Source organism: Citrobacter sp. Cu096 (genome assembly GCF_030332285.1).
Lineage (GTDB): Bacteria > Pseudomonadota > Gammaproteobacteria > Enterobacterales > Enterobacteriaceae > Citrobacter > Citrobacter meridianamericanus.
Genome location: NZ_JAOWID010000030.1, coordinates 910,921 through 937,118, shown reverse-complemented (window position 1 = coordinate 937,118; position 26,198 = coordinate 910,921). Strand labels below are relative to the sequence as shown.

The following is a 26,198-nucleotide window of genomic DNA, read 5'->3' as shown; positions in this document are numbered from 1 at the left end:
TGCTTACTGAATACCAATACTGACCAGTTCATCCCACAATCCCTGCGGAATATCCCAGTTAGCCCATGTAAAATTAGTCAACGCCTGCTCCACGGATTGAATGCCGCAGGTTACAGTGACCACATTTTGGTTTCTTAATGGGAATTGCAGCGCCGCGGCACCAATCGGCACGGCATATTTTGCACATAGCGCTTCTATCGCATTTACTTTTTCAATAACCTGCGCTGGCGCTGAACCGTATTCATACAACGCCTTAGATTTATCTTTGGCGACTAAAACTCCGGTAGCGAAAGGTGCAGCAACAGCCACCGAAACATTGTTGCTTTCACATTTAGCAAAGAACGCCTGGCGGTCTGTTTCCAGCAGGTTGTAGCGGTTGGCGAGCATTAAGATATCCGGGGCAGCGTTATCCATCACCTCCATAAGGATTGCCTCTTCATTCGCACCTGCGCCCCAGGCTTTGATATCGCCATTGCGCTTAAGCTCTTCTAGTGCTTTCTGCCCTGACTCACAGAAGGTTCTAAAATGTTGACGTTCCAGTTCCGTATTGCCGTAGGTATAGGTACCGAGATCGTGTACATAGAGAATGTCGATAAAACGGGTTCCCAGGCGCTGGATAGAGTTTTCGTATGAGCGCATGATGCCCTCATAGGAGTAATCAGCCAGTCGGTTAAACGGGTTCTCATCATAGAAGAACTCCCCCGCCTCAAGACCAGGCTCTTGTTTCCGCGATTGCAGCAGACGACCAACCTTGGTGGACAAAACATATTCGCTACGATCCAGTCCCCGTAATCCCAGACCTAAACGCAGTTCAGAAAGTCCGCTGCCATAATGTGGTGCAGTATCAAAGTAGCGCCAGCCAACCTGAATGGCCTTATCAACAATGTCCATGGCTTCGTTATTGCTCAGCGTTCTGAATAAATTAGCCAGGCTGGCTGCACCGAAGGTTAAAGAAGGTACACTAAGCCCTACACTTTTAATTGTATTCTGAGTAATCATAATATTCCCCTGATGTTTATCAGTATTCTTAGTCAACTTTTTTTGCAGTTAATGAGGGTGCTGTAATTGATTTATTATTAATATTGAAAATCAACTTCAGCACATAAATAATAATCCCGGTCGCTACGATAGAAAAAATACACAAGAGTGCAGGATTCATTCCTTTTAACAATTCGAACATTTTGTAGAAAATATAGGATATAGCGTGTGAGCCGCCATCGATTGATGAGGCCATCATCTCTTTTGGCACATTCAGTTGCGCCTTTTCGGCCAAAGCCTGCGACACAACAGCGAGATCCGAACCAAACCATAGGATCCCACACACGATGACAATGCCATTAATTAATCCACGGAACATGTTTCCGTTGCATGCAACCGTGCCAAAGACGACAAATATCGGCAGATAAGGAATATCGGCGAATGGCATCATGGTATTAAAAGGCAAAATAGTACTAATCAGGATAGTGAGTGGTACCATCAAAATACCTACAGACAATACCGCAGGATTTTTAAAAGCAATTTCACCACTAATACCAAAATAAAGTGACTTTGTTGGAAAACGTTTCTTTACCCATTCAGAGGCAATTTCAGTAATTGGTACCAGACCACTGACCAGTACCCCCGCCATCGTCGGCAATAACACCATTACCGCCGCAAAATTCATCCCACTCTTAATAATATCGCTGAACGGTAGCGCGCCAAGCATACCGATAATTACCCCCAGAATGGCTCCCATGGCTAACGGGCTACCAAAAAAACCTAGTTTGGCTTCAATTTTGCTGAGATTAAGGTCAATTTTGTTAATCAACGGAATACGATCAATTACACGATCCATTAAAAATGCCAACGGAGCCCAGGCGACGATCTCCGCCTGAGTAATAGTCACGTTCGGCGTGTCACAGAATTTCTGCACATGTGGGGCAATGTAATCGGCGATTTTTAGCGTAATAATAAATGTGATCCAACTGGCGAAAATCCCCATCCAAAATGAACCCGTCACCTGTTCAACAATGATTCCGGCAAATACAAAGTGCCAATAATTCCAAAAATCAACGTTAAGGGTTTTAGTGGTGTTGGTTGAAATCATCAACAAATTAGTGACAAAACATAACGTATAAACTATCGGTAGAGAGAGTGCAGCCAGACTGAAGGCGCTAATTAGCGGCCACCCCAGATCCAACACTTCATAATGAAGATTGAGGTTTTTTACCATCGCTTCTGTCGAACTGCTGAGTGATGTCACCATAAAACCAATCAGCAACGAAAGACCGAGAAAACCAATACCTACCGTCATTGCATTTTTCGCCGCGTCGGCAAGTTTCGCGCCAAAAAGCACGGCAAATAAAAACATAATCATTGGAATGACCACTGCCGGGCCAAATCCGAGAATATATTGAACGACTTCCATAAGTGCCCCCCTGTTACTTTAATGAGTAAACCTTCTCTGCCACGCGATAAAAGAAGTTATCGCTGGAAAGAGCCTGGTGAGATTGCAGGTAGTTCTGGTAAAGCCCTAAAGTGCCGGCGTACGGTAATGCCAGTAGAGAAACTGGCCAGTCGGATCCATACATCACTCGCTCATGGCCAAATGCGGCAAAAACCGAGCTAAAATAAGGTTCAAGCTCCTGGCTCGCCTGCTCAGGTCCCGTCCAGCGGGCGTAATCTGCTTCCGTGACCAGGCCTGATAGTTTGCAAAAAACATTGCTGTAAGCCTCACCAATCAACATTAACTGTTCACGCCAGCGGATAATTTCCCTGTCGCGAACTGCGGGTTTTGCCGCATGTTCGATAACAAAGGTCACCTCTGGACAAGCAGAAATTAGCTGATTTGCCGCCTCAAGCTGTTGGTGCGTAACCAACAGTTCATACACCAACCCTTGCTCCCCAACACTGCGAACCCCCTGAATAAATTGCGGGGTCACTAAATGACTCTCAGGCAAGCCTTGAGACATATAGCGGATCCCTTTCAGATAGCGGGATTTTCTCAGCAGTCTCTGCAAATCCTCTACGATCTCAGTCCCGTGGTTTATATCCACCCATCCAACAACACCTTTGACTTCATCGTGATGCTCAGCTATATCCAGCAGCCATTCGGTCTCCTCAATTGAAGGGATGGCTTGTACTAAAATGGCGCCTTCGATACTGTTTTCAGCCAATACCGCCTGCAAATCGTCAATAAGAAAATCACGTCGAATTGCCGCCAGGTCGTCTGTAATCCAGGAAAAATGTTCCCCCCGGCACTGCCAAACATGGTTATGGGTATCGATCACTCTCATACTCACTCTCTGTATTTTTATTGTATACAATGAGAATACAATAAAAGTCTGTGATTAAAAGGCAACCACGGAATGCACTATCTGAGTACGGGATCACAATTTTCACGGTTTATCTGTAGGCTAAAAAAGGGGGACGTAAATGCCTATAACCGCCGTAAAATCCAATGTCACTAAGATGAACTATTGCATGTGGTTAATGTGGTGGACGCTTGTACGTCCCACTGAAGTTACAGAAGCAGAGAAGAGCGATGGATGGGTAAGAACGGAAAAAAATGTAAACGTTTCGTAAGTTACAATATATTGATACGTTAACATTAATAAATAATGGTTATTTTATTGAAACCCCTAAATTACGGCGAGAGTTTAATATACGACCCAACTTTGAGCCTTGCGCGCTCAACAGTGACTAAACAGTACCCCCAAGTTTCAGTTTTATAACATCCACCAGCAAATTAGCGATACCCTCAACAGAATGCACACATCCCTCCGGTTATTGAAACGAAGCAGTTAAGCTAATCATATTGACGACCGGGGAAGCCAGGGGCTGTCGACTCGCACAGTATCCCGGTGATCGAGTCCCTGGATAAGATGCAGTGCACTGAGACGGCCAATTTCATAATGCGGCAACTGTATCGTCGACAGCGGCGGTAAAAACAACTCACCGGTGCCCACCATATTGTCATAGCCCAGCACAGCGACGTCCTGCGGAATGCGCAGCCCACGGCCCAGCAATACCTGGTAGATAACAAAAGCCACGCGGTCATTCCCGCAAACCACAGCATCAAATATCGGTCGCGCGCCATGGATATAGCGGCCGACAATCTCCGCTGCATCAATATGGTGGCTTTCGCCGGGTGGGAGATAATGGTGGAGCATGGCATCAGGGTCAACCCCCACCTCACGACAGGCGCGCTCCATTCCCGCCCGGCGGCGATCGGTCGCCACAATCCCTTTCGGCAGGTGGATGCACAGCAGCCGACGATAGCCTGCGGCTAATAGCGCCTTCACGCCAAGGTATTGCCCTTGCTCATCATCAGGAATATAGGTGGGAAAAGGACCACTGATGCTTTCGCAGTTTGCCAGCACGCAGCGATACTTATGCAGCTTTTCCGGTACCGGAACCTGACGCAACCCCATCGCGGTATAGATAATGCCGTCAGGGCGATGCGCCAGCAGCAGATCCACCATTTTCTCTGGCTGGTCATTGCTGAACATATTCACCACAAAGCTATTCCAACCGTGCGCCCGCGCGGTCTCTTCGATAGAGAGCGTTATCTCCACGGAAAATGGCGTGGTCATGGTGTCCAGCGCTAACACCCCGATAGTGTTAGCCGTGGTTTTCGCGCCACGAATTTTTTTCGCGGAGAGATCGGAGACATACCCCAGCGCATCTACCGCTTCCATCACCTTTTTATAGGTTTCTGGCCGCAGTCTCTCGGGCTCGTTAATCGCTCGTGATACGGTCATTAACGAGACGTTAGCCCGTTGCGCCACATCCTTTAAAGATGCCATACCCTCTCCTTTAACGGCGTTCACCTTGCCGGGTCTGAAAATGCGATCTTGATAACACTCGCAAAATGTTAACGTTAACTTTTGTGATTAACATCGATATTACCATCAATTCTGCGAGAAAGCTGAGAATGTTAACGTTACCTTCTACTCAATTCACTGACAGGGACACGCAAATGACGTCATTACTCTTAACGGCCAATAAGGCCCTAAACCAGCAAAAAGATCGTATCAATCCGCGCTGGTATCCGTGCTATCACCTCGCCCCTCCGGCGGGCTGGATGAATGACCCTAACGGCCTCTCCTGGTTTGATGGTTACTACCATGCGTTCTATCAGCACTATCCGTGGCAACCGGTTTGGGGGCCGATGCACTGGGGCCATGCGCGCAGCCGCGATATGGTGAACTGGGAGCACCTACCCATCGCACTGGCCCCCGAAGGGCCAGAGGATAAAGACGGCTGTTTTTCCGGTTCAGCGGTGGTTGACGGCAATAAACTGGCCCTGATCTACACCGGGCACAAATTCGACGGCGAGGCAAAAGAGGAAAACCTGTACCAGGTGCAATGTCTGGCCACCAGCACCGATGGAGTTCACTTTGAACGCCAGGGCATGATTCTGGATACCCCGCAGGGCGTTCACCATTTTCGCGATCCGAAAGTCTGGCGAGAGGGAGACAGTTGGTACATGGTTGTGGGCGCCCGGGTCGATGACGTGGGCGAAGTACAGCTCTATCGTTCGCAGGATCTGCAGCACTGGCAGTTTGCGAGCACGCTTGCCCAGGCCAATGACGGCATGGGCTACATGTGGGAGTGCCCGGACCTCTTCCCGCTGGACGATAAGCTCGTCTTCATGTTCTCGCCGCAGGGTATCGCCGCCGACGGCTACGATTACCGTAACCTGTTCCAGAGCGGCTATATGGTCGGCGAATGGCAGGATAACCATCAGTTCCACGTGACCCACCCCTTCCGGGAGATGGATCACGGGCATGATTTTTACGCCCCTCAGTCATTTTTCACACCGGACGGTCGCCGCGTGGTGATCGGTTGGCTATCGATGTGGGAGTCGCCGATGCCAGAACAGGCCGACGGCTGGGCGGGCATGCTTACTCTTCCCCGGGAAGTGACGCTCGATGCAGATTTGCGTCTGCGCATGAACCCGGTCAAAGAGCTGGAGTCATTACGCGGTCAGCTTCATGTCTGGCCGGTCAGCGACCTGAACAATCGCACCCTGATGGTAGAAGAACAGGCGCATGCTCTCGAAGTCGAACTGAGCCTCGATATTGCCCGCAGCCATGCTGAACAATACGGCATCGCGCTGGGTGACGGGCTGCGCGTCTTCGTCGATACCCAGGCTCAGCGTCTGGTGCTGGAACGCCGCTATCCGCAACACGGCCTGTCGGGCTGCCGTAGCGTACCGCTGCCCGCCAATGATGTGCTGGACCTGCGCCTGTTTATCGATAGTTCGTCGGTAGAAGTCTTTGTTAATCACGGCGAGTACACCCTCAGCAGCCGTATTTATCCTGAACCGGACGATCGCCAACTGACCTTATTTAGCCAGAACGGACACGCCATTTTTAATAACGGGCATGCCTGGCCGCTCGCCGCCAAATAACCACCCGTCTCACTGCTTTGGGGAAAAATAATGACAATCTGGACGCTCGGAGATGCCGTGGTGGATTTGCTACCGCGCGACAATATGCAGTTTGAAGCCTGTGCGGGAGGCGCGCCCTTCAATGTGGCCATCGGCGTCGCCCGCCTCGGCCATGACAGCGGCTTTATCGGCCGCGTAGGCAATGACGCCTTCGGCCGCTTTCTGCACCAAACGCTGGTGACAGCGCAGGTGGACACCAAAAGCCTGGAGTTTGATCCCAAGCGACACACCAGCACCGTACTGGTGTCGCTGGATCCTGACGGTGAGCGGCAATTTGATTTTCTGGTCAATCCATCTGCCGATCAGTTTCTCAGCCCGGCGAGCCTGCCCGACTTTGGCCGCGATATTCTGCACTTCTGCTCGCTGGCGCTGGTCGCCCCTGACTGCCGAGCCACGCTTACCCAGGCGATGGCTGCTATGCGCCAGGCCGGTGGCACGCTAAGCTTCGACATCAATCTGCGTCCGCAAATGTGGAGCAATGAGACGCAGATGTTTGACCAGGTGAGCGACTTCGCGCGGCAGAGCGACATACTGAAGATGTCGGAGGAAGAACTGCTTTGGCTAACACAGACCGATGATTTGAACACCGCCTGCGAGCGCCTGACTGGTTTTCCCGCACGCCTGAAAATCATCACCCGCGGTGCCGATGGCGCTATCGCTTTCTGGCAAAACCATAGGCTGATTTTAAGCGGCTATCACGTCGAAAGCATTGATACCACCGGAGCAGGTGATGCCTTTATGGCCGGGCTGCTGGCGGCGCTTGCTGGTGCAGGTTGGCCTGCGTCAACGGCGGCGTTGTCCTCCCTTCTCGAGCAGGCCAGCGCCTGCGGTGCTCTGGCAACTACCCAGCGTGGCGCGCTTAGCGCGTTCCCCAACAACCAACAGCTGAGCCGCTTTATTCAGTCACAACCTTCGCTAAACAGAACGATAAACCCGTAATACCGAGCACGCGTTACGTCGCGGCAGCAAGACCTTACAATGACCTAATCTGGATTGGAAAAAACATGAAAATAACGATGCCGTTCAGTAATGATAAATACCGGTATTCCTCCGGGTATCTGCTCTTTTTCTTTGCCGCCTGGTCGCTGTGGTGGTCTTTTTATGCCATATGGCTAAAAAGCAAATTAGGCCTGTCCGGAACGGAGCTGGGAATGTTGTATGCCGTAAACCAGTTTTTCAGCATGCTGTTTATGCTGGGCTACGGTTTTCTGCAGGATAAGCTCGGTACCCGCAAGCCCCTTATCTGGATGATGGGGACTGTCATCACGCTCAGCGGTCCGTTCCTGATTTATGTTTATGAACCGCTGCTGGTCTCCAACTTCAAGCTTGGCATGGTACTAGGCGCCATTTTCTTTGGTCTTGGCTATCTCGCCGGTTGCGGTCTGGTGGAAAGCTTCGTCGAGAAAGTGAGCCGCAAATTCAACTTTGAATTCGGCACCGCCCGCTTCTGGGGATCGCTTGGCTACGCCGCAGGGACGTTTGTGGGTGGCATCTTCTTCAGTATCAACCCGCACATTAACTTCTGGTGTGTGTCGGTCATGGGGGTGTTATTCCTGGTGATTAACGTGGTGTTCAAAACCAACGCACCGGCCCCGGCATCCGCGGATACACGTTCGCCCGAGCCAGACGCGCTGACCCGAAAGGATTTTCTCACCATCTTTAAAGATTCGCAGTTCTGGTTTTTCGTTATCTTTGTCGTCGGCACCTGGTCGTTCTATAGCATCTACGATCAGCAGATGTTCCCGGTGTTTTACGCCAGCTTATTTGACGACCCTGAACTGGCTCCGCGCGTCTACGGCTACCTCAACTCGGTACAGGTGTTTATGGAAGCCGTTGGCATGGCGATGATTCCATTCCTGATTAACCGCATTGGGCCTAAATCCGCATTGCTGCTGGGTGGCACAATCATGACCTGCCGAATCCTGGGCTCTGCGTTGTTCACTGATATCTATATTATTTCCTTAATCAAAATGCTGCACGCGCTGGAAGTCCCACTGTTTGTTATTTCAGTTTTTAAATTCAGCGTCGCAAATTTTGATAAGCGCCTATCGTCAACGATATACCTGATTGGCTTTAATATTGCCAGTTCAATTGGCATCATCGTGCTGTCGCTGCCTGTCGGTAAGCTGTTTGATATGGTGGGCTATCAGGAAATTTTCCTGATTATGGCCAGCATTGTGGTAATAACGCTGATATTTGGCTTCTTCTCGCTGAGTAAAAAGCATCATCAGCAGGAGGGCGGGAATGAACTCGTAATGGAATAGCAAAGTTTAGTTTATACCGCGACAGGGCCACTGGCCCTGTCGTACATCCCCAACATCAAGTACAAACTGTCGGTGAGCTCAGGCATGTTTCAGCCAGTTCCGAAAAATTTGCGCTTGCAGTATCCCCTGAAAATCAATCAGCCCAGAGCAACCCAGTTTCTTGATCAAATTCTGCCTGGCCTGATAAATCGTTTTTAAGTGTAGATTTAACAGGGCAGATATCTCAAAAATGGTTCTCCCCTCCCCTAACTGCGTTAAAATATATTTATCCCGCGCGGTCAGTGAGATATTTAGCTCTGATTGATTTTCGTGATTACTAGCAAAACCAGTAATATCAATAATAAACTGTTTGAGTGTGGCAACGCTAATATCTATCGGCAATCTGTAAAATGAAATCTCATTGAGATACTGATACAGATGGCCATCGATCAGCAGCACCAACCGGTGCGTATTCAGATCGTAATTTTGCTTTTTTACCGCCTCAAAGTGATTAGCGGTGAAGAACACTAGCCGCGCCTTATCATCTTCAAAAACGATATCGGCAATGATGTTCTTTAATCCTTGTCTGATAAAAATATCATCAACCCATAATTCCGCGTTTCCAGCATGTTCCTGAATTATGTTCATTTTTATGGCCCCAATGAAAAATCACCATTGACCTAACCGGGCTGCGCAGTTTTATCGGGCTGAAGATGGGCCAGAATCTGCGCATAGATATCGGTTAATATCACATTTTTCTCATTCTTCAACTGCGTACTAAATGCCTGAGCAAGAATATCGTTGTTTATATAACCCTGTTTTAACATTACTTTTCGCTCTACATCCTTATATAGCGCGCAGCGGAAAATATAATTATCCGGAATTGAATTAGCCATATCCCCCCATAGAAATGCATTTATAAAAAAGAGGCTGCTGTGCATAGTCTTAATCTAAAAAGCGAAGCAGTAGAGTTTGCTGCATATAACAAAGTTGATTATTATATTAATATAATAACAAATTAAACGTCATCAGCTGTATAACGCAACACTATTTCCAGGGTTTTTCTTATAATATCAGCCTGGACAACATCAGTTGTCGATTCCAGAGAACCGATCAGGCTTAAAATAATGTTTTTATTGTTAACATTATCACCTGCTAAAATAACATTTGTCACCGCCTGACCCAGTACCACCGACTCATCGGCTAAAAGCTCACCGGCATTGTGGAAATAACTTGATAACGCTTTATCCGCCATAACACTGTGGACATTAATTTCATGAAGCATAGTAACCTCGCTTGTATAGTCTGGAAAATTATCTTTAATGTAATTTAGGTTTTTTGCTGGCACTGAAATCACTCTCATCAATAGTTCTGTCCGGTTTTATTTTTATTTTGTCCGGATTAAAATTTGTGAATTCATTGATAACGCTGTCAATTAGTTGTTTGCGTGTCCTGTCCATTTCACCGGCCTGCATAAGTCGCAATTGCTTAATCAGTACCGTTAAAGAAACGTCTGTATGCATGCGTAAAATTTCTAGCACAGCCAAACCTGTAATTTCATGTTTCAAGCGTTCACTGTCAGGTTTCTTCATAACTCCTTCACTACTTACCCATTATCTTATTAGGGTTTTCATTTATTCAAAAAGCAGGCCGATCAACGCATTGTAATGTTTCTGTTCGTTCTCTCCTGATGCTTTTTCAAGACGATGAAGAAGTTTGGTGCACAGTGATTTGCGGCTAAGATTGCGCCCATCTTTTAGGATCTCAGTAACGATTTCGCCCAAGGTTTCCTGCTGGGTAGGAAGATGCGCTTTAGCAAAGTAACGAGAAATCGCGCCTGCGGAATCAGTAAGAACAGTATGCTGCTGCATGTACTTCTCCTGTAACAAAATGCTGGTGAATATTAAGTTTTATAACAGTAGCAAAGTTGTACCGAAAATGTGTACAACGTGATGAATTAATTTTTACCATAATGTGCTAATTGTTTTAAATCATATAGTTATGATAATTGCAACTTACTTAAAACACTGAACGCATTGTACAAATCGATTCTCACCCAGGGTAAGCTTTATCTTCATAAGGTCTTTAAAATGTGAAATTAAAGTTAGAATAAAGTATTAAAATCACGACATAATCAGGTTTGTCTGATACTGTCCATACTTCTTCTTCCCGCTTATAGTCCCGGAATTTCCATGCTCACAACCATAATTTATCGTAGCCATCTACGTGATGACGCACCTCTTAAAGCGCTTGAAGATATGGTGACAGCCGCAAATATTAAAAACAGACTCTCAGATGTTACGGGGATCTTACTCTTTAATGGTCGCCACTTTTTCCAACTGCTTGAAGGCCCTGAGGAGCAGGTAAAAGAGATCTATCGTTGTATTTGTAATGATCCACGACACCACAATGTCGTTGAGCTGATGTGTGATTACGCTCCAGCGAGAAGATTTGGAAAAGTGGGGATGGAGTTATTTGATTTACAAAGACATGAGCGCAATGACGTCCTGCAAGCCGTGCTGAATAAGGGAACATCGAAGTTTCAGCTCACCTATGATGACAGGGCATTACAGTTTTTCCGCACATTTGTCCTTGCGACAGACAAGTCGAGCTATTTTGAAATACCCGCACCTGATTACTGGAGTTTTATTACCGACAATACTTGTACCCTCCTGGATGAAGACACATTTCCCTCCGATGCAGATTTCAGCTTTGCTTTTCAACCTATTATCGATCCTATGTCGCAGCGAGTCATCGCACTGGAAGCGCTTATCCGCGGTAAAGACGGTGATACCCCCACAACATATTTTGGCAGCTTAAAACCTGAGGATGTGTATTCTGCAGACCTGCAGAGTAAAAAGACAGCCTTTGCGATGGCAAGCGCGCTGGGACTTAATGGCAAAATGTTGTCAGTCAATCTGCTCCCCATGACCCTGGTAAACGAACCCGATGCAGTGAGTTTTCTTATAGACGAAATCACGGCGCATGGACTGGTACCTGAGCAAATCATTGTAGAGTTTACCGAAAGTGAAGTTATTTCGCGCTTTGATACGTTCTCGCAGGCCGTGAAGTCACTCAAGGCTGCGGGAATATGTGTAGCGATAGATCATTTTGGCGCAGGTTTTGCCGGGCTTCAGCTTCTGTCTCGTTTTCAACCCGACCGAATTAAGATCAGCCGCGAGCTCATCACTGATGTGCATAAAAGTGGACCACGGCAGGCCATCATTCAGGCAATTATCAAATGCTGCGCTTCACTGGAGATTATGATTTCCGCAGTCGGCGTTGAAAAACCTGAAGAGTGGATGTGGCTTGAATCCGCGGGCATTGAAATCTTCCAGGGCAACCTTTTTGCACAAGCCTGCCTGAATGGAACACCGTCTGTTGCATGGCCTGAGAAAAAATAATTCCCCATCGTTACTAAATTCAACTAACTGTTCTTTAACAAAAATATCCCCCACACGCCTTCATGTTGAATATAAATTTCAGCATTTGCGCCATACATGATAGTAAAGTAAATCTTAATTTTGCTAGAATCATATGTCAGTTTTGTACAATTTGATGCATGTTGTACAAACTAACAGGAATTGCATATCGGTGACGGAGAATCGGGAATGTTTGGGGGAGTTATGGCGTATTACAGTATTGGGGATGTCGCAGAACGTTGCGGGATAAATCCTGTCACTCTCCGGGCATGGCAGCGGCGTTACGGTTTACTCAAACCCCAGCGCAGCGAAGGTGGTCACCGACTCTTTGATGAAGAAGATATCCAACGTATAGAGGAAATAAAACGTTGGATTAACAATGGCACGCCTGTTGGCAAAGTTAAAGCATTGCTCGAAACCAGCACTCGTGAAACTGACGACGACTGGAATCAACTGCAAGAAGAGATGATGGGCATTCTTCGCATGGTGAACCCGCCGAAACTTCGAGCCAAAATTATCTCACTCGGTCGTGTCTACCCAGTTGAAGCATTAATTGATCACGTTTTTCTTCCCGTACGTCAACGGCTGATGCTTGACCATAATACATCCCGCATTATGAACAGTATGCTTGACGGTGCATTGATTGAATATGTTGCAACACTGCTGTCTGAGACGCGACGCAAATCAGGGAAAGATGCCATCCTGATGGCCTGGGATGTTGAAGACAGAACTCGTTTATGGCTCGAATCCTGGCGATTATCGCAATCAGGCTGGCATATTGCCGTGCTTGCTGAACCCATTGAAACACCAAGACCAGAACTTTTCCCAGGGCAAACGCTTTTTGTCTGGACCGGTATTACGCCAACCCGAAGACAAAATGAGCTGCTACAACACTGGAATGAGCAAGGTTACAAAGTCATTTTCCACTGTCCGTAACTATCGAGGGTGGCCATAACAGCATCATAATGTTGATGACCCCAAAATAGGTGGGTTATCACTTGCTCATTTTTTCACACTGAAGAGAACAGATCTTACAAATTCTGATTTATGATGCTTATTTTGAGTGCCATCGAACGAATCAATTGTCCGTTTTCACCTGTCTTAACCCGCGCGTAGCACAGAAAAAAAACAAAATACTCACCCATTGGTATTATTCTTTTGTAGACGCCATCACCTTTTTCGTAAGTAAACTTCATTAGTCCAACTGGCGTACGCCTAATACTTATTCTAGGGTTAAATCATGTCTTCTTATGCCACATTGTTGTTTTTCTAAGGTAATAAATGTGGTTATTTGAAAAAGGTATAGGATATGGCCCTGGTCTTAAACAAACGCTTAATTCTTTGTTGCTGCGCCTTTTCCATTATTCCTGTGGCTCATGCAGCAACCGTTAATGGAACATTTCAGGTACTGATGACGATTCAAAAGGCCTGTACCGTGACCGCCGGTTCGGCTTCAAATATCACTCTTGGACCAGTGAATACCACGGCAACGAATACTAGCGCAAGCAACACGATTTCGGTTAATTGCTCAAAGACCACGCCTTATTTTATCGGTCTGGCGCCGTCAGCCGCTAATGGAGGGACGACGACAGGCTCAGGTGCCATGTCCTCCGTGGCTAATGCTGCCTCCAATACTGATAAAGTGCCCTATCAACTAAATCGTACATCAGCAACAGGTCCGGTGTGGGGGAACACAGCCACCGACACTGCGCCGGGAAACGGCGTAGCAGCTACGGGGACCGGCCTGGCGCAAATTTATACTGTTTATGCCACCGCACCGAGCGCCAACTTCACTCCTGACGACTATGCCGACACGGTAACAGTTAACGTTAACTACTAACTTCAGGAAACCACATGAAAGTAAAACTGCCTGTTGCGCAGTATGCCTGCGCATGCCTGTTAGGGATGGTTGCGAACGTCAACTTTGCCTCCGCCAGCGGATTGCAAATCGCACCGGTCACGTTAACGCTGCAAGCGACGCAAAATGCCGATGGTATCTGGCTGAGTAACGCAGGTGAAAATGTGCTTAATGCCCAGGTTCGGGTTTTTCGCTGGAGCCAAAGCGCTTACGACGACAAACTTTCGCCCTCTCAGGGGCTGGTCATTAGTCCGCCGATGCTGGCATTGGCCCCCGGAGAACGTCAATTGATTCGCGTTATTCGAACGGGGCCACCCTCGACACAGGCAGAAGACGCTTATCGGTTATCGATAGATGAGTTGCCGCCTGCAAAAGTTGAGAAAAACAAGCTTCAATTTGTACTGCGTTATTCCGTCCCCGTTTTCATCCAACCGGCATCATCTGCGCAAACGCAGGCAAAACTGCAATGGAAATTACAACAACTGGATGGCAAAAAATTTATTGAAGTCAGCAACCTGGGAAATGGTCATGCACAATTATCTGCGGCAACTTTTATAAGCCCTGGCGGGGCTAAAAAAGTCATTACACCCGGACTGTTAGGCTACGTTTTGCCCGGCTCAACAATGCGCTGGATAGTCTCTCCGTCAGCCAGTGATACGCATTATGGCGGGAAAGTTGAAGTAACAATCAATGGCCAAAAAACAGTACAAGACCTTTAACAGATCCTGGCTTCTGCTGAACTATTGCTTTCTCAATGGGGTATTAATTTCGGGAATGGTTTGCGCACAAACGCAGAACAATCACCAGAATGAAAACGGTGTTATTAATGGCGCATCGCGACTTGTGGGTATCGATCTGTATCTCGACGTCACCTTAAATGGAAATTCCGTTGGACTGGTGCATCTGGGTTACGATGATCGAAAGTTCTATGCAGGAGCAGACACCCTACGAAAAATGGGCTTTCGCTTTGCGCCAGACGCCACTAATGTCGTCTGCCTGAACGATATCCCTCAGCTTACCATTGACTACAACGCTCAGTTGCAAACGCTTTCGCTTACCGCCCCGCTGAGTTCACTCAATCTTGCGACCACGCAGCTTAGCTCGCCCACAGAAACCGCGCCGACGGCGACAACCTCACGCGGAGCGCTGCTCAATTACGATATCTATAGCCAACAGGGTGATGAAAGCGCAATCAATACCTTCAGCGAACTTCGCGCCTTCAGTGCCGCAGGCGTACTCAGCACGACCCAGTTGACACAGTATTCCACCGAGGAATATGCAAATAACAGCGTTGAGCGCCTTGATACCAGCTGGCGTACATCATTTCCCGAAACGATGTTGGCGATAACCGCTGGCGATACCCTGACCAGTTCACTTATCTGGTCTCGGCCGACGCGTATCGGCGGCATTCAGATTGGAACTGATTTTGGTCTGCAGCCCTATATGCCAACTACACCCCTCCCTGCTTATCTGGGCTCTGCAACATTGCCGTCAAACGTAGAGCTGTACGTCGATGGCGTCAGGTACTATAACGGAGAAGTCCCTGCCGGTAGCTTTCAGATCAATACCCTGCCTAACATCAGCGGCGCGGGAACGGGTCAGGTGATGATGACAGACGCGTTGGGCAGAACGAGCGTACAAAATTTCTCGTTCTACAACGATCAACAACTTCTGCGAGAAGGATTAACCGCCTGGTCGGCTGAGTTAGGCGCGGTACGCGAAAACTATGGTTACTCCTCTTTCGATTATGCCAGCGCACCGGTATTGAGTGGTACATGGCGTCGCGGGTTTAGCAATACGTTCACCGCCGGAACTCACGCGGAAACCAGCGATGGACTGATTAACGCAGGCTTTAGTAACGACTGGATCCCGGGAACCCGCAGCGGCACATTTTCGACGTCACTTGCCGCAAGCACCGATTCAGGGCAGAACGGATTTCTGTACAGTTTTGGTTATCGTTGGTCCGGCGAACGGTTTAATTTCAGTACCAGTACAACGGCAACTTCTGGTGATTATCGCGATGTCGCCACCCATTATGGTGAGCCGCCTCCAACGCTTAACAGCAACACGGTCATTGGCTATTCGCTGGAATCTGCCGGTAACGTCAGCCTGAGTTACCTGCAGTTTCGTTACCCGCACGAAAATGCGGTGCGCTATGCTAACGCCAGCTGGTTCAAATCAGTTACAGACAACATCTCACTGAACGCCGGACTCAACCAGAACATTGACGACAACCGCGATCGCAGTCTTTATTTGATGGTAACGATTACCACTGATCACAATCTGAGCGCCAGCAGCACGCTACAACGCACCAACGATGAAACCAGCTACCAGCTCAACGCCAGCAAGACGCCCCCTGCCGACGGCGGTTGGGGCTGGAATCTGGCCACCAGTCAGCAAGCTTCCCGGCAAAGCGGTCAGGGCGAAGTCGGATATCTGGGGCGTTATGGCAAAGCGTACGCGGGATTCAGCCGTTTACCGCATAACCATTATGGCTATGCTGGCGCAACCGGATCGCTGGTAACCATGGGAGGCGGCCTGTTTGCAGCACGGGAAATCAACAATGGTTTTGCCGTCGTATCCACTGACGGCGTTCCTGATGTTCCGATTAAATTGCAAAATAACCTGATTGGCCGCAGCAACGACCAGGGACTACTGCTGGTCTCGCCGCTGAATAGCTATCAAAAAAACCTGATCAGTATTGACCCGATGGATCTACCCGCCAATATGCGGATCGCACGCGTCGAGGCGAACGCTACGCCTGCCGATCGTTCCGGCGCGTTGGTCAGCTTTGGCATCACTGCCGTACGCGCCGCGCAGATCCTTCTTGTCGACAATCAGGGTAACCCCATTCCCGAAGGCAGCATGGCTTATTCCGTCAGCGGAACGGGACAATCATCTGTCGTTGGCTTTGATGGGATGACCTGGTTCGACGCGCTGGAGCAGCACAATACGCTACGCGTTGATACGGACACTGGCAGTTGTCGCGTGCAATTTGACTATCCTGCGTCAACGAAAGGGATTGCGCAAATAGGACCGCTGGCTTGCCGACCACAATAACAGGAGTGCGCTCATGAGATTAAGACATCTGCTACTCATCGCTACCGTACTCTTTTGTCCGGCAATTAGCCATGCGGTGACCTGTTCGGTGAGCAATGTGCAGCCCATAAATTTGGGTTCGGTGAATCCGCTGTCGGCAACGGGCGCAACGTCATCAATGACGTTCAATTACACCTGCGCCAAAGAGCTTGGCGACGCGCTGGCAGGGATCAATCTCTGTTTTAATATTGGTGCCTCAGCCGTCAGTGGTCAGGTAACACCCCGGAATATGTCATTAAATGGAACACCTGCCCAAACGCTGGCATATCAGCTTTACCAGGATCCCGGACACACTAAAATCTGGGGGAGCCAGTATCAGTCGGGAACGACTTTCCCAATGGTTCAGCTTAACCTGCTGAATCTGACGCCAGTGACAGGCTCACTCACGGTATCAGCACAGATCGCCACGCCACAAACCTCAGCCGTTCCCGGTAACTATCAGGATACTTATACGACGGCGACAGCCTTTGTCACCCTCAATCCTGGATTACTTCTCCCGCCAACCACCTGTGGTGATACCGTTGCTGCCAGGCTTCCTTTCACGGTATCGGCGACCGTCAGCAAACAGTGCAACATCACCTCTGCTACCGACATTAGCTTTGCACCAGCCAGGGCAACCGGACGTAATCTAACGGCGTCAAATACCGTGGGCGTAGCATGTTCCAATAACACGCCCTACACCATCGGGCTTCAGCCCTCCAACGGTAATACAACAGGCAACGGCGTGATGACGGGCACGGGGTCAAATACGGACAAAGTCCCCTACCAGCTTAGCTCGACGCCAGGACCTTCCGGTACGGTCTGGGGCAATACTTCACTCAATACCGTTACGGGGAACGGTACAGGGACAACCACCTCCTACCCGGTTTACGCCACCGTTCCCAGTGCGAACTACACGCCTGACAGCTATGCCGATACCGTCACCATCGCTGTAACCTACTGACTTCAGCTTAAACGCAATAAAGCAAATACATTTTGTTATCATATTGTTTACTTTTAGAGGTGCGTCATAAATCTGACAAATTACGATTTTTATATATTCTGCATATTAAATTATCAGTCACGCAAAACAACCCAAATACAAGCAAAAACAAAGAATAATTATTCAATCATAAGTTAAAGACCATACTAATCATGGTGATAATCCGTGTTGGTTGGACAGACCGCCCTATGAAAAAAATGTTAAATTTAAGTTTATATGGTGAGATTCACTGTATACCACGGCCAAATTAAGAACATATTACTTTTATAACTAAGGTTTATCATGGATAAGTTATCTTACGCTTCAGATAGCAGCACATCTGCCTGGAATACCTACCTGCAACAAATCGAGCGTGTGGCCCCTTACCTGGGCGAACTTTCCCATTGGGTGGATACCCTGCGCCACCCAAAACGCGCGCTGATTGTCGATATACCGGTGCAGATGGATGACGGTACTATCCGTCATTTTGAAGGGTATCGCGTGCAACATAACCTCTCCCGTGGTCCGGGCAAAGGCGGTGTGCGTTATCATCCTGATGTTGATCTTAATGAAGTGATGGCTCTGTCCGCATGGATGACCATCAAATGCGCAGCGTTGAACCTGCCTTACGGCGGTGCAAAAGGCGGCGTGCGCGTCGATCCGTTCTCGCTGTCCGAAGGCGAACTGGAACGCTTGACCCGCCGTTATACCAGCGAAATTGGCATTATCATTGGGCCACAGAAAGACATTCCTGCGCCGGATGTAGGGACTAACGGAAAAGTAATGGCCTGGATGATGGACACCTACTCCATGAACCACGGCACCACTGTGACCAGCGTGGTCACCGGTAAGCCAATTCACCTCGGCGGCTCGTTAGGCCGTGATAAAGCCACCGGTCGTGGCGTTTTCGTCAGCGGTCTGGAAGTGGCGCGTCGTGCCAATATCGACGTTGAAGGTGCCCGCGTCGCGGTGCAAGGTTTTGGTAACGTTGGCAGCGAAGCAGCCAGACTGTTCGCGGCAGCTGGCGCACGCGTCGTCGCGATTCAGGATCACACCGCTACGCTGTTTAACACCACTGGAATCGACATGGCCGCGTTGTCTGCCTGGCAATTGGAGCACAAACAGATAGCCGGTTTCCCGGGCGCTGAAACCATTGCCAGCGAAGCCTTCTGGAGTCTGGAGATGGATATTCTGATCCCGGCTGCACTCGAAGGGCAGATCACCCGCCAACGCGCGGAAACGCTGACCTGTAAACTGGTACTCGAAGGTGCCAACGGTCCAACCTATCCGGACGCCGACGACGTTCTGGCAAACCGCGGTATCATCGTTGTCCCTGACGTGGTATGTAACGCCGGCGGCGTAACCGTCAGCTACTTCGAATGGGTTCAGGATATGGCAAGCTTCTTCTGGAGCGAAGAAGAGATCAACAATCGCATGGACAAAATTATGACCGATGCGATGGTGCACGTGTGGGAAAAAGCCGCAGAGAAATCCTGCTCCCTGCGTACTGCAGCCTACATCGTTGCCTGCGAACGCATTCTGCTGGCACGTAAAGATCGCGGAATTTATCCGGGCTAACGCCGAAATCAACCATGCCTCCACACCACCCGCTCTGCAGGTGGTGTGTTTTCCATAAAAACCCGTTCAAATACTTTCCGCACAAATACCACCCGACCTCTCACTTTCGCTGTTTTATGCACCATGACGTTCCAATACGGAACATTATTATGCTGCTATGTTTCGTATTGAAACGCCATTTACAGCAATTTTCTTTTGCAAACCCGTGTGCAAAATTACTTTATCGGCAGCGAGCAGTCGCCGTGGCGATGTACAAACCGATACCCTACATCAGATGCCTGCCCGAATCCGGCAGCCATCCAGGACTGTCTGCGGAGCATAAATAATGAAAAAATTGATTAACCGTGTTGAAGACGTACTGAATGAACAACTCGCCGGACTGGCGAAAGCGTATCCTTCCCTGGCGCTGCATCAGGATCCGGTCTATGTCACCCGCGCTGATGCGCCGGTAATGGGCAAAGTGGCGCTGCTTTCCGGCGGCGGCAGCGGGCACGAGCCGATGCACTGCGGCTATATTGGTCAGGGTATGCTCTCTGGCGCCTGTCCGGGAGAGATTTTTACCTCACCTACCCCGGATAAAATGTTCGAATGCGCCATGCAAATTGATGGCGGCGAAGGCGTACTGCTGATCATCAAAAATTACACCGGTGACATTCTTAATTTCGAAACCGCCACCGAGCTGTTGCACGAAAGCGGCGTCAAGGTCACCACCATGGTAGTGGATGATGACGTAGCAGTGAAAGACAGTCTGTATACCGCCGGTCGGCGTGGCGTGGCGAATACCGTATTGATCGAAAAACTGGTCGGCGCGGCTGCCGAACGCGGTGACTCACTCGAAGTCTGCGCAGCGCTGGGTCGTAAACTGAATAACCTGGGCCACTCCATAGGGATAGCCATTGGTGCTTGTACCGTTCCGGCCGCCGGACAACCGTCGTTCACGTTGCAGGATAACGAAATGGAGTTTGGCGTGGGTATTCATGGGGAGCCGGGCATTGACCGCCGCACCTTCACCTCTCTTGATCAGACCGTAGATGAAATGTTCGATACCCTGCTGGCAAACGGCAACTACAGTCGTACACTCCGCCACTGGGACAACGTTCAGGGCGCGTGGCAGGAAGGTAAAGAAAGCAAACGTGCGTTACAAAGCGGCGACCGCGTCATTGCGCTGGTCAATAATCTCGGTGCAACGCCGCTGTCAGAACTCTTCGGCGTGTACAACCGCCTCGAAAGCCGTTGCCAGGATGCAGGTATTGTCATTGAGCGCAACCTGATCGGCTCTTACTGTACTTCTCTGGATATGACCGGCTTCTCAATCACCCTGTTACAGGTGGATGACGAAACGCTGAACTTATGGGATGCACCGGTTCACACCCCCGCCCTCAACTGGGGTAAATAAGGAGATTCATGATGTCCCTCAACAGAACGCAGATTGTTAACTGGCTCTATCGCTGCGGTGAAATTTTCACCACCGAAAGTGATTTTCTCACCGGTCTCGATCGGGAAATCGGCGATGCCGACCACGGTCTGAACATGCATCGTGGCTTTAGCAAAGTCGTCGAAAAGCTCCCGTCCATCGCCGATAAAGACATCGGTTTTATTTTGAAAAATACCGGCATGGTACTGCTCTCTAGCGTCGGGGGTGCCAGTGGTCCACTGTTTGGCACCTTTTTTATCCGCGCCGCCCAGGTAACGCAGGCCCATCAAAGCCTGACGCTTGAAGAGTTATATCAAATGATGCGAGATGGCGCAGAGGGTGTGATTAGCCGCGGTAAAGCTGAACCTGGCGACAAAACCATGTGTGATGTCTGGCTGCCGGTAGTGGAGTCTTTACGCCAGTCCTGCGAGCAGAAGCTGAGCGTCCAGGCGGCTCTGGAAGCAGCAAGCCAACAAGCGGAAGCCGCTGCACAAAGCACCATCACCATGCAGGCCCGCAAAGGTCGCGCCAGCTATCTTGGTGAGCGCAGCATTGGACATCAGGATCCCGGCGCAACCTCCGTTATGTTTATGATGCAAATGCTGGCTCAGGCGTCCAGAGAGTAAGGATAAAGCGATGGTAAACCTGGTTATTGTTTCTCACAGCGCCCAGTTGGGCGAAGGCGTCGGCACGCTAGCCCGGCAGATGTTAATGGGTGATGGTTGCAAAATCGCCATTGCCGCAGGCATTGACGATCCTGAGAATCCGATTGGCACCGATCCTATTAAGGTGATGGGAGCCATCGAGTCCGTAGCCGACACAGATCACGTGCTGGTGATGATGGATATTGGGAGTGCGCTACTGAGTGCGGAAACCGCGCTGGAACTGCTCGATCCTGCGATTGCCGCCAAAGTGCGTCTGTGTGCCGCGCCGCTGGTTGAAGGCACGCTGGCCGCAACGGTGAGTGCTGCCGCAGGGGCGAATATCGAACGGGTCATTTGTGATGCCATGAACGCCCTCGACGCCAAATGTGAGCAATTGGGTTTACCTTCGCCATCTGCAGCAAAGTCAACGTCTCCTGACTTAGTACCCGATGCAGATGCACGTTCAGTTGCCATTGTGGTGAAAAACCCTAACGGCATCCACGTTCGCCCAGCTTCACGGCTGGTTTCCGCGCTGTCCGGCTTTAACGCCGACATGTGGCTGGAGAAAAATGGCAAGTGCGTCGTGCCTGATAGCCTGAATCAGATAGCTCTGCTGCAGGTGCGCTGTAACGATATGCTGCGCCTGATTGCCAAGGGCGAACAGGCAGAAGATGCGCTGGCCGCATTCAAACGGCTGGCGGCAGAGAATTTTGGTGAATCGCTCGAGCCCGCGAATGCTGATAACGTAGCCACGCAGGTCCCCCCACAGGCAACGGGAACGGCATTCTGTTATACACCGTTCTCACCAGAGGTCAGCCAGCAGCCTACAGCATCACCTCAGGCAGACCAGCAGCGATTACGGGTCGCTATCCAAAACACGCTGAACGATTTAAGCGCACTAACCGCGCTTGCGGAAGAGCGATATTCCGCTGATATCGCCGCTATTTTCTCCGGTCATCACACGCTGTTGGACGATCCCGATCTGTTTGATATGGCCTGCGATTTAATGCAGGAGACACAGTGTAGCGCTGCCTGGGCCTGGCATCACGTGCTGAGCGATCTCAGCCAGCAGTATTTACAGCTCGACGATCCCTACCTGCAGGCCCGATACATTGATATAGAAGATTTATTATCGCGTTCGCTGCAGCATTTGACGGGGGAGATCGTGCAAATTCCCGCCTTCATTCGCCCCACTATTCTGGTCGCTGATGTCATCTATCCATCTACGATCCTGCAACTCGATCCGAAGGCAGTCCAGGGCGTCTGTCTGCGAGACGGGAGCGATGCCTCCCACCCGGCAATTATCGCCCGTGCCATGGGGTTGTGTTACGTATGTCAGCAGGGCAAGGCTGTTGATAGCATCAAAATGGGTGACGCCCTGACTCTTGACTGCGTGACGCAACGAATCACCCACGCGGATTGATGACGGTTGCACACCCTTCCCAACCAAGGGTGTGCATCCTGTTTGCCCACGTCGGGAAATGTCTGTTTATTCGCAAAATGGGGCGTCAATCACACGCAACAGTCGATCCTGAACTAAGGTTTTCTCATGGTAAATGCCGCTACTTTGGCACGCCGCTAAGGAGATTAACCGATGATAACACCTGCAACTCGCCATCCAGGCCTGCTTTCTGTTGCAATAAAACTGACACTCGCCAGTACCTTTTTTGCCCTTTCCTCTTTTGCCGTCAATGCAGAAGACGCACCAGCCGCTCCGCCGCAGCCGCCAGATATCCTGCTTGGACCTCTGTTTAACGATATACAAACGGCCAAACTGTTTCCTGACCAGAAAACCTTTGCTGATGCGGTTCCTAACAGCGATCCTCTCATGATCCTTGCCGATTACCGGATGCAGAAAAATCAATCCGGATTTGATTTACGCCATTTTGTGGAGGTGAATTTCACTTTGCCGAAAGACGGCGAGAAATACGTTCCCCCGGCCGGGCAATCATTACGCGAGCACATTGACGGACTGTGGCCGGTCCTCACCCGTTCGACAACCGACGCTGAAAAATGGGACTCTCTGTTGCCACTTCCGGAGCCGTATGTGGTGCCTGGCGGGCGATTTCGCGAAATATACTATTGGGACAGCTATTTCACCATGCTGGGGCTTGCCGAAAGCAATCACTGGGATAAGGTCTCGGACATGGTGGCAAACTTCGCTTACGAGATAGACGCCTGGGGACACATTCCTAACGGCAACCGCACCTACTATCTGAGCCGTTCCCAACCACCGTTCTTTGCCTTTATGGTTGAGCTGCTGGCACAGCACGACGGGGATGACGCGCTGAAAAAATACCTCCCGCAAATGCTCAAAGAGCACACATACTGGATGGAAGGCGTCGACACGCTCCAGCCCGGTCAGCAGAATAAGCGCGTGGTAAAACTGGATGACGGCACCATTTTGAACCGCTACTGGGATGACCGCGATACGCCAAGGCCAGAGTCCTGGGTGGAGGATATCGCCACCGCTAAAAGCAACCCGAACCGACCGGCCACAGAAATCTACCGCGATCTGCGTTCTGCCGCTGCTTCTGGCTGGGACTTTAGTTCCCGCTGGATGGATAACCCTAATCAATTAGGCACCCTGCGAACCACCAGCATTGTTCCGGTCGATCTCAATGCATTGATGTTCAAAATGGAAAAGATGATCGCCCTCGCCAGCAAAGCCGCAGGTGATGATGCTAAAGCGGCACAGTATGAAGGCTTCGCCAATGCCCGACAAAAAGGGATCGAAAAGTATCTGTGGAACGACAAAGAAGGCTGGTATGCCGACTACGATCTGAAGAGTCATAAAGTACGCAACCAACTCACTGCCGCTGCCCTGTTCCCGCTGTATGTCAATGCCGCGGCTAAAGATCGCGCCAGCAAAGTGGCCGCGGCAACCCAGGCGCATCTGCTACAACCCGGCGGCCTTGCTACCACATCGGTGAAAAGCGGTCAGCAGTGGGATGCCCCCAACGGTTGGGCCCCGCTGCAGTGGGTCGCAGCATCCGGGTTACAGAATTACGGCCAGGATGACGTTGCGATGGACGTGACCTGGCGATTCCTCACTAACGTGCAGCACACCTACGATCGTGAGCAAAAGCTGGTTGAAAAGTATGATGTGAGCACCACAGGTACCGGCGGTGGCGGTGGGGAATATCCGTTGCAGGATGGTTTTGGCTGGACCAACGGCGTAACGCTAAAAATGCTCGACCTGATCTGCGCCAAAGAAAAGCCTTGTGACAGCGTACCCGCATCGCGACCAACCCCGGCAAGTACAACACCAGCTGAGCCTAACAAACAGACTCAACCGACGCCTTGATCAACTTTCTATTATAGAGAAACGGCCCCTTGAGGGGCCGTTCGATTAATCTCGTCGTACAAGCCGGAAGACACCCAGCACAATAATCGCGCCGACCACGGCCACCAGGAAGCTGTGGAGATTAAATCCGCTGACATCACCGCCGATACCAAACATCGTTGCCAACCATCCACCGACCACAGCGCCGACAACACCGAGAATACAGGTCAGGATAAATCCACCGCCATCGCGCCCCGGCATAATCAGTTTGGCGATAACCCCCGCAATCAGACCAAAAATAATCCAGGCAATAATTCCCATTTTCAGGCCCTCTTTCCAGTGAACGCACGCGCAAGACATTCTTGCGCCAGCCTTTAAAGTATAGGCAAACCATCGTTATATGTTGTTTTCACGCAGACTGAATTCATTGGCGTGGGTAAAAAATTTCATTCATTTGTATTAAGTTCCGTTGATTGATGCCGATAATCCAACGATAAACCAGGCATCCAGGAGTCATTAGGTGTGAGTAACTACAATGAGCAGTTCCTGAAGCAAAATCCGTTAGCGGTGTTAGGCGTACTCCGGGACTTGAATTCGCAGCAGGTTCCGCTGCGTATATCCTGGTCAGGTGGCCAGTTCATCAGCAAAATACTGGCGGTCAGCCCGGACGAACTGATCATGGATTTTGGCAGTCAGGAATACGAAAACCAGGCTGTGCAGCGAGCCACTCAGATCTCGATTATCGCCGAAACGCAGGGCGCCAAAGTGGAATTCACCCTGCCGCAGCTTAAGAAAGGCGAATATCAGCGGCTGCCAGCATTTATCTCATCGTTGCCGCCTTCCCTGTGGTTCGTCCAGCGTCGGGAGTATTTCCGCATCGGTGCTCCACTGCATCCCCCCTATCGCTGCACGGTAAAAATGCCGGACAACAGTACGCTGTGTTTTCGCTTATTCGATTTGTCTCTCGGTGGTATGGGCGGGCTGTTAGAAACGGCAAAACCGGAAGGCCTGACAGAAGGCATGCGTTTCTCGCAGGTTGAGCTGAACATGGAGCAATGGGGGGTGTATCACGTTGACGCCCAGCTTATTTCCATTAGCGAACGCAAAGTTATCGACAGTAAAAACGAAACTATTACCACTCCCCGCCTGAGCTTTCGTTTTCTCAACGTCGGCCCGGCGGTGGAGCGGAACTTACAGCGGATTATTTTTTCCCTTGAGCGCGAAGCCCGGGAAAAGTCGAACAAGGTGCGCGGTTAG

General features: G+C 50.0%; 25 protein-coding genes. 15 read left to right on the top strand and 10 right to left on the bottom strand.

Annotated features, from left to right (window positions below):
- Positions 1 to 3: 3 nt before the first annotated feature.
- The 4 genes from OGX99_RS18845 to OGX99_RS18830 all read right to left on the bottom strand — a co-directional run bounded on the left by OGX99_RS18845 (position 4) and on the right by OGX99_RS18830 (position 4,787).
- The gene (locus OGX99_RS18845) at positions 4 to 999 is read right to left on the bottom strand and encodes an aldo/keto reductase (protein ID WP_151219418.1); all 996 of its coding nucleotides are present in this window, start codon (positions 997 to 999) and stop codon (positions 4 to 6) included.
- A gap of 28 nt (positions 1,000 to 1,027) precedes the next feature.
- On the bottom strand, positions 1,028 to 2,407 hold the full coding sequence (locus OGX99_RS18840) for a PTS transporter subunit IIC (protein ID WP_278238117.1): 1,380 nt from the start codon (positions 2,405 to 2,407) through the stop codon (positions 1,028 to 1,030).
- Between the two features lie 13 nt (positions 2,408 to 2,420).
- Positions 2,421 to 3,275, bottom strand: coding sequence for an amidohydrolase family protein (locus OGX99_RS18835; RefSeq protein ID WP_278238118.1), 855 nt, complete (start codon positions 3,273 to 3,275; stop codon positions 2,421 to 2,423).
- A 516-nt stretch (positions 3,276 to 3,791) separates the two neighbouring features.
- Positions 3,792 to 4,787 carry a LacI family DNA-binding transcriptional regulator gene (locus tag OGX99_RS18830; RefSeq protein WP_210905177.1) on the bottom strand — a complete coding sequence of 332 codons (996 nt, stop codon included), beginning with the start codon at positions 4,785 to 4,787 and terminating at the stop codon, positions 3,792 to 3,794.
- Positions 4,788 to 4,960: 173 nt separating this feature from the next.
- On the opposite strand from OGX99_RS18830, the gene OGX99_RS18825 reads away from it, so the two are divergent.
- The 3 genes from OGX99_RS18825 (at position 4,961) to OGX99_RS18815 (ending at position 8,700) form a co-directional block, all read left to right on the top strand.
- Positions 4,961 to 6,397, top strand: coding sequence for a glycoside hydrolase family 32 protein (locus OGX99_RS18825; RefSeq protein ID WP_286539790.1), 1,437 nt, complete (start codon positions 4,961 to 4,963; stop codon positions 6,395 to 6,397).
- A gap of 30 nt (positions 6,398 to 6,427) precedes the next feature.
- Positions 6,428 to 7,375 carry a PfkB family carbohydrate kinase gene (locus OGX99_RS18820; protein WP_151225541.1) on the top strand — a complete coding sequence of 316 codons (948 nt, stop codon included), beginning with the start codon at positions 6,428 to 6,430 and terminating at the stop codon, positions 7,373 to 7,375.
- A gap of 65 nt (positions 7,376 to 7,440) precedes the next feature.
- The gene (locus OGX99_RS18815; protein ID WP_210905178.1) at positions 7,441 to 8,700 is read left to right on the top strand and encodes an oligosaccharide MFS transporter; all 1,260 of its coding nucleotides are present in this window, start codon (positions 7,441 to 7,443) and stop codon (positions 8,698 to 8,700) included.
- Between the two features lie 78 nt (positions 8,701 to 8,778).
- Here the strand turns inward: OGX99_RS18815 and OGX99_RS18810 are convergent, their stop codons facing one another.
- The 5 genes from OGX99_RS18810 to ycgZ form a co-directional block, all read right to left on the bottom strand.
- A complete protein-coding gene (locus OGX99_RS18810; protein WP_151225543.1) occupies positions 8,779 to 9,327 on the bottom strand; it encodes a LuxR C-terminal-related transcriptional regulator in 549 nt (182 codons plus the stop codon).
- Between the two features lie 32 nt (positions 9,328 to 9,359).
- Positions 9,360 to 9,575, bottom strand: a complete 216-nt coding sequence (locus OGX99_RS18805; protein ID WP_278238121.1) for a hypothetical protein — start codon at positions 9,573 to 9,575, stop codon at positions 9,360 to 9,362.
- Between the two features lie 122 nt (positions 9,576 to 9,697).
- Positions 9,698 to 9,964 (bottom strand): biofilm/acid-resistance regulator YmgB/AriR, encoded by a 267-nt coding sequence (locus tag OGX99_RS18800; RefSeq protein WP_151219425.1) that lies wholly within the window; start codon positions 9,962 to 9,964, stop codon positions 9,698 to 9,700.
- A 34-nt stretch (positions 9,965 to 9,998) separates the two neighbouring features.
- Complete coding sequence (locus OGX99_RS18795) at positions 9,999 to 10,271, bottom strand: hypothetical protein (protein ID WP_278238122.1); 273 nt, start codon at positions 10,269 to 10,271, stop codon at positions 9,999 to 10,001.
- A gap of 42 nt (positions 10,272 to 10,313) precedes the next feature.
- Complete coding sequence (gene ycgZ, locus OGX99_RS18790) at positions 10,314 to 10,550, bottom strand: regulatory protein YcgZ (RefSeq protein ID WP_151219427.1); 237 nt, start codon at positions 10,548 to 10,550, stop codon at positions 10,314 to 10,316.
- 321 nt (positions 10,551 to 10,871) lie between these two features.
- On the opposite strand from ycgZ, the gene OGX99_RS18785 reads away from it, so the two are divergent.
- From OGX99_RS18785 to OGX99_RS18735, 11 genes are all read left to right on the top strand, one after another.
- Positions 10,872 to 12,083, top strand: a complete 1,212-nt coding sequence (locus OGX99_RS18785) for a diguanylate phosphodiesterase (protein WP_151219428.1) — start codon at positions 10,872 to 10,874, stop codon at positions 12,081 to 12,083.
- A 222-nt stretch (positions 12,084 to 12,305) separates the two neighbouring features.
- The gene (locus OGX99_RS18780) at positions 12,306 to 13,037 is read left to right on the top strand and encodes a MerR family transcriptional regulator (protein ID WP_187253008.1); all 732 of its coding nucleotides are present in this window, start codon (positions 12,306 to 12,308) and stop codon (positions 13,035 to 13,037) included.
- 373 nt (positions 13,038 to 13,410) lie between these two features.
- Positions 13,411 to 13,941, top strand: coding sequence for a Csu type fimbrial protein (locus OGX99_RS18775; protein WP_151219429.1), 531 nt, complete (start codon positions 13,411 to 13,413; stop codon positions 13,939 to 13,941).
- A 14-nt stretch (positions 13,942 to 13,955) separates the two neighbouring features.
- Positions 13,956 to 14,678 carry a fimbrial biogenesis chaperone gene (locus tag OGX99_RS18770; RefSeq protein ID WP_151219430.1) on the top strand — a complete coding sequence of 241 codons (723 nt, stop codon included), beginning with the start codon at positions 13,956 to 13,958 and terminating at the stop codon, positions 14,676 to 14,678.
- A gap of 55 nt (positions 14,679 to 14,733) precedes the next feature.
- Positions 14,734 to 17,019 (top strand): fimbria/pilus outer membrane usher protein, encoded by a 2,286-nt coding sequence (locus tag OGX99_RS18765; RefSeq protein WP_286545325.1) that lies wholly within the window; start codon positions 14,734 to 14,736, stop codon positions 17,017 to 17,019.
- Between the two features lie 13 nt (positions 17,020 to 17,032).
- Positions 17,033 to 18,001, top strand: coding sequence for a Csu type fimbrial protein (locus OGX99_RS18760; RefSeq protein WP_286544661.1), 969 nt, complete (start codon positions 17,033 to 17,035; stop codon positions 17,999 to 18,001).
- Positions 18,002 to 18,322: 321 nt separating this feature from the next.
- The gene (locus tag OGX99_RS18755) at positions 18,323 to 19,597 is read left to right on the top strand and encodes a Glu/Leu/Phe/Val family dehydrogenase (protein ID WP_151219432.1); all 1,275 of its coding nucleotides are present in this window, start codon (positions 18,323 to 18,325) and stop codon (positions 19,595 to 19,597) included.
- A gap of 325 nt (positions 19,598 to 19,922) precedes the next feature.
- Complete coding sequence (gene dhaK / locus OGX99_RS18750; RefSeq protein WP_151219433.1) at positions 19,923 to 20,993, top strand: dihydroxyacetone kinase subunit DhaK; 1,071 nt, start codon at positions 19,923 to 19,925, stop codon at positions 20,991 to 20,993.
- Positions 20,994 to 21,004: 11 nt separating this feature from the next.
- Complete coding sequence (gene dhaL, locus OGX99_RS18745; protein ID WP_020996617.1) at positions 21,005 to 21,637, top strand: dihydroxyacetone kinase subunit DhaL; 633 nt, start codon at positions 21,005 to 21,007, stop codon at positions 21,635 to 21,637.
- A gap of 10 nt (positions 21,638 to 21,647) precedes the next feature.
- Positions 21,648 to 23,078, top strand: coding sequence for a dihydroxyacetone kinase phosphoryl donor subunit DhaM (gene dhaM / locus OGX99_RS18740; RefSeq protein WP_151225549.1), 1,431 nt, complete (start codon positions 21,648 to 21,650; stop codon positions 23,076 to 23,078).
- A 171-nt stretch (positions 23,079 to 23,249) separates the two neighbouring features.
- The gene (locus tag OGX99_RS18735) at positions 23,250 to 24,962 is read left to right on the top strand and encodes an alpha,alpha-trehalase (RefSeq protein WP_286544659.1); all 1,713 of its coding nucleotides are present in this window, start codon (positions 23,250 to 23,252) and stop codon (positions 24,960 to 24,962) included.
- Between the two features lie 45 nt (positions 24,963 to 25,007).
- Here OGX99_RS18735 and OGX99_RS18730 read toward each other — a convergent pair whose 3' ends face one another.
- Complete coding sequence (locus OGX99_RS18730) at positions 25,008 to 25,262, bottom strand: GlsB/YeaQ/YmgE family stress response membrane protein (RefSeq protein WP_151219512.1); 255 nt, start codon at positions 25,260 to 25,262, stop codon at positions 25,008 to 25,010.
- A 201-nt stretch (positions 25,263 to 25,463) separates the two neighbouring features.
- On the opposite strand from OGX99_RS18730, the gene ycgR reads away from it, so the two are divergent.
- The gene (gene ycgR, locus OGX99_RS18725) at positions 25,464 to 26,198 is read left to right on the top strand and encodes a flagellar brake protein YcgR (protein WP_187258845.1); all 735 of its coding nucleotides are present in this window, start codon (positions 25,464 to 25,466) and stop codon (positions 26,196 to 26,198) included.

Coding starts and splice junctions, on each gene's coding strand:
- OGX99_RS18815 (WP_210905178.1), top strand. CDS start 7,441: ATGAAAATAACGATGCCGTTCAGTAATGATAAATACCGGTATTCCTCC.
- OGX99_RS18760 (WP_286544661.1), top strand. CDS start 17,033: ATGAGATTAAGACATCTGCTACTCATCGCTACCGTACTCTTTTGTCCG.
- dhaL (WP_020996617.1), top strand. CDS start 21,005: ATGTCCCTCAACAGAACGCAGATTGTTAACTGGCTCTATCGCTGCGGT.
- OGX99_RS18800 (WP_151219425.1), bottom strand. CDS start 9,964: ATGCTTCATGAAATTAATGTCCACAGTGTTATGGCGGATAAAGCGTTA.
- OGX99_RS18825 (WP_286539790.1), top strand. CDS start 4,961: ATGACGTCATTACTCTTAACGGCCAATAAGGCCCTAAACCAGCAAAAA.
- OGX99_RS18810 (WP_151225543.1), bottom strand. CDS start 9,327: ATGAACATAATTCAGGAACATGCTGGAAACGCGGAATTATGGGTTGAT.
- OGX99_RS18730 (WP_151219512.1), bottom strand. CDS start 25,262: ATGGGAATTATTGCCTGGATTATTTTTGGTCTGATTGCGGGGGTTATC.
- OGX99_RS18805 (WP_278238121.1), bottom strand. CDS start 9,575: ATGGCTAATTCAATTCCGGATAATTATATTTTCCGCTGCGCGCTATAT.
- OGX99_RS18735 (WP_286544659.1), top strand. CDS start 23,250: ATGATAACACCTGCAACTCGCCATCCAGGCCTGCTTTCTGTTGCAATA.
- OGX99_RS18835 (WP_278238118.1), bottom strand. CDS start 3,275: ATGAGAGTGATCGATACCCATAACCATGTTTGGCAGTGCCGGGGGGAA.
- OGX99_RS18770 (WP_151219430.1), top strand. CDS start 13,956: ATGAAAGTAAAACTGCCTGTTGCGCAGTATGCCTGCGCATGCCTGTTA.
- OGX99_RS18830 (WP_210905177.1), bottom strand. CDS start 4,787: ATGGCATCTTTAAAGGATGTGGCGCAACGGGCTAACGTCTCGTTAATG.
- dhaK (WP_151219433.1), top strand. CDS start 19,923: ATGAAAAAATTGATTAACCGTGTTGAAGACGTACTGAATGAACAACTC.
- dhaM (WP_151225549.1), top strand. CDS start 21,648: ATGGTAAACCTGGTTATTGTTTCTCACAGCGCCCAGTTGGGCGAAGGC.
- OGX99_RS18840 (WP_278238117.1), bottom strand. CDS start 2,407: ATGGAAGTCGTTCAATATATTCTCGGATTTGGCCCGGCAGTGGTCATT.
- OGX99_RS18795 (WP_278238122.1), bottom strand. CDS start 10,271: ATGAAGAAACCTGACAGTGAACGCTTGAAACATGAAATTACAGGTTTG.
- OGX99_RS18775 (WP_151219429.1), top strand. CDS start 13,411: ATGGCCCTGGTCTTAAACAAACGCTTAATTCTTTGTTGCTGCGCCTTT.
- OGX99_RS18780 (WP_187253008.1), top strand. CDS start 12,306: ATGGCGTATTACAGTATTGGGGATGTCGCAGAACGTTGCGGGATAAAT.
- ycgZ (WP_151219427.1), bottom strand. CDS start 10,550: ATGCAGCAGCATACTGTTCTTACTGATTCCGCAGGCGCGATTTCTCGT.
- OGX99_RS18765 (WP_286545325.1), top strand. CDS start 14,734: ATGGTTTGCGCACAAACGCAGAACAATCACCAGAATGAAAACGGTGTT.
- OGX99_RS18785 (WP_151219428.1), top strand. CDS start 10,872: ATGCTCACAACCATAATTTATCGTAGCCATCTACGTGATGACGCACCT.
- OGX99_RS18820 (WP_151225541.1), top strand. CDS start 6,428: ATGACAATCTGGACGCTCGGAGATGCCGTGGTGGATTTGCTACCGCGC.
- OGX99_RS18755 (WP_151219432.1), top strand. CDS start 18,323: ATGGATAAGTTATCTTACGCTTCAGATAGCAGCACATCTGCCTGGAAT.
- OGX99_RS18845 (WP_151219418.1), bottom strand. CDS start 999: ATGATTACTCAGAATACAATTAAAAGTGTAGGGCTTAGTGTACCTTCT.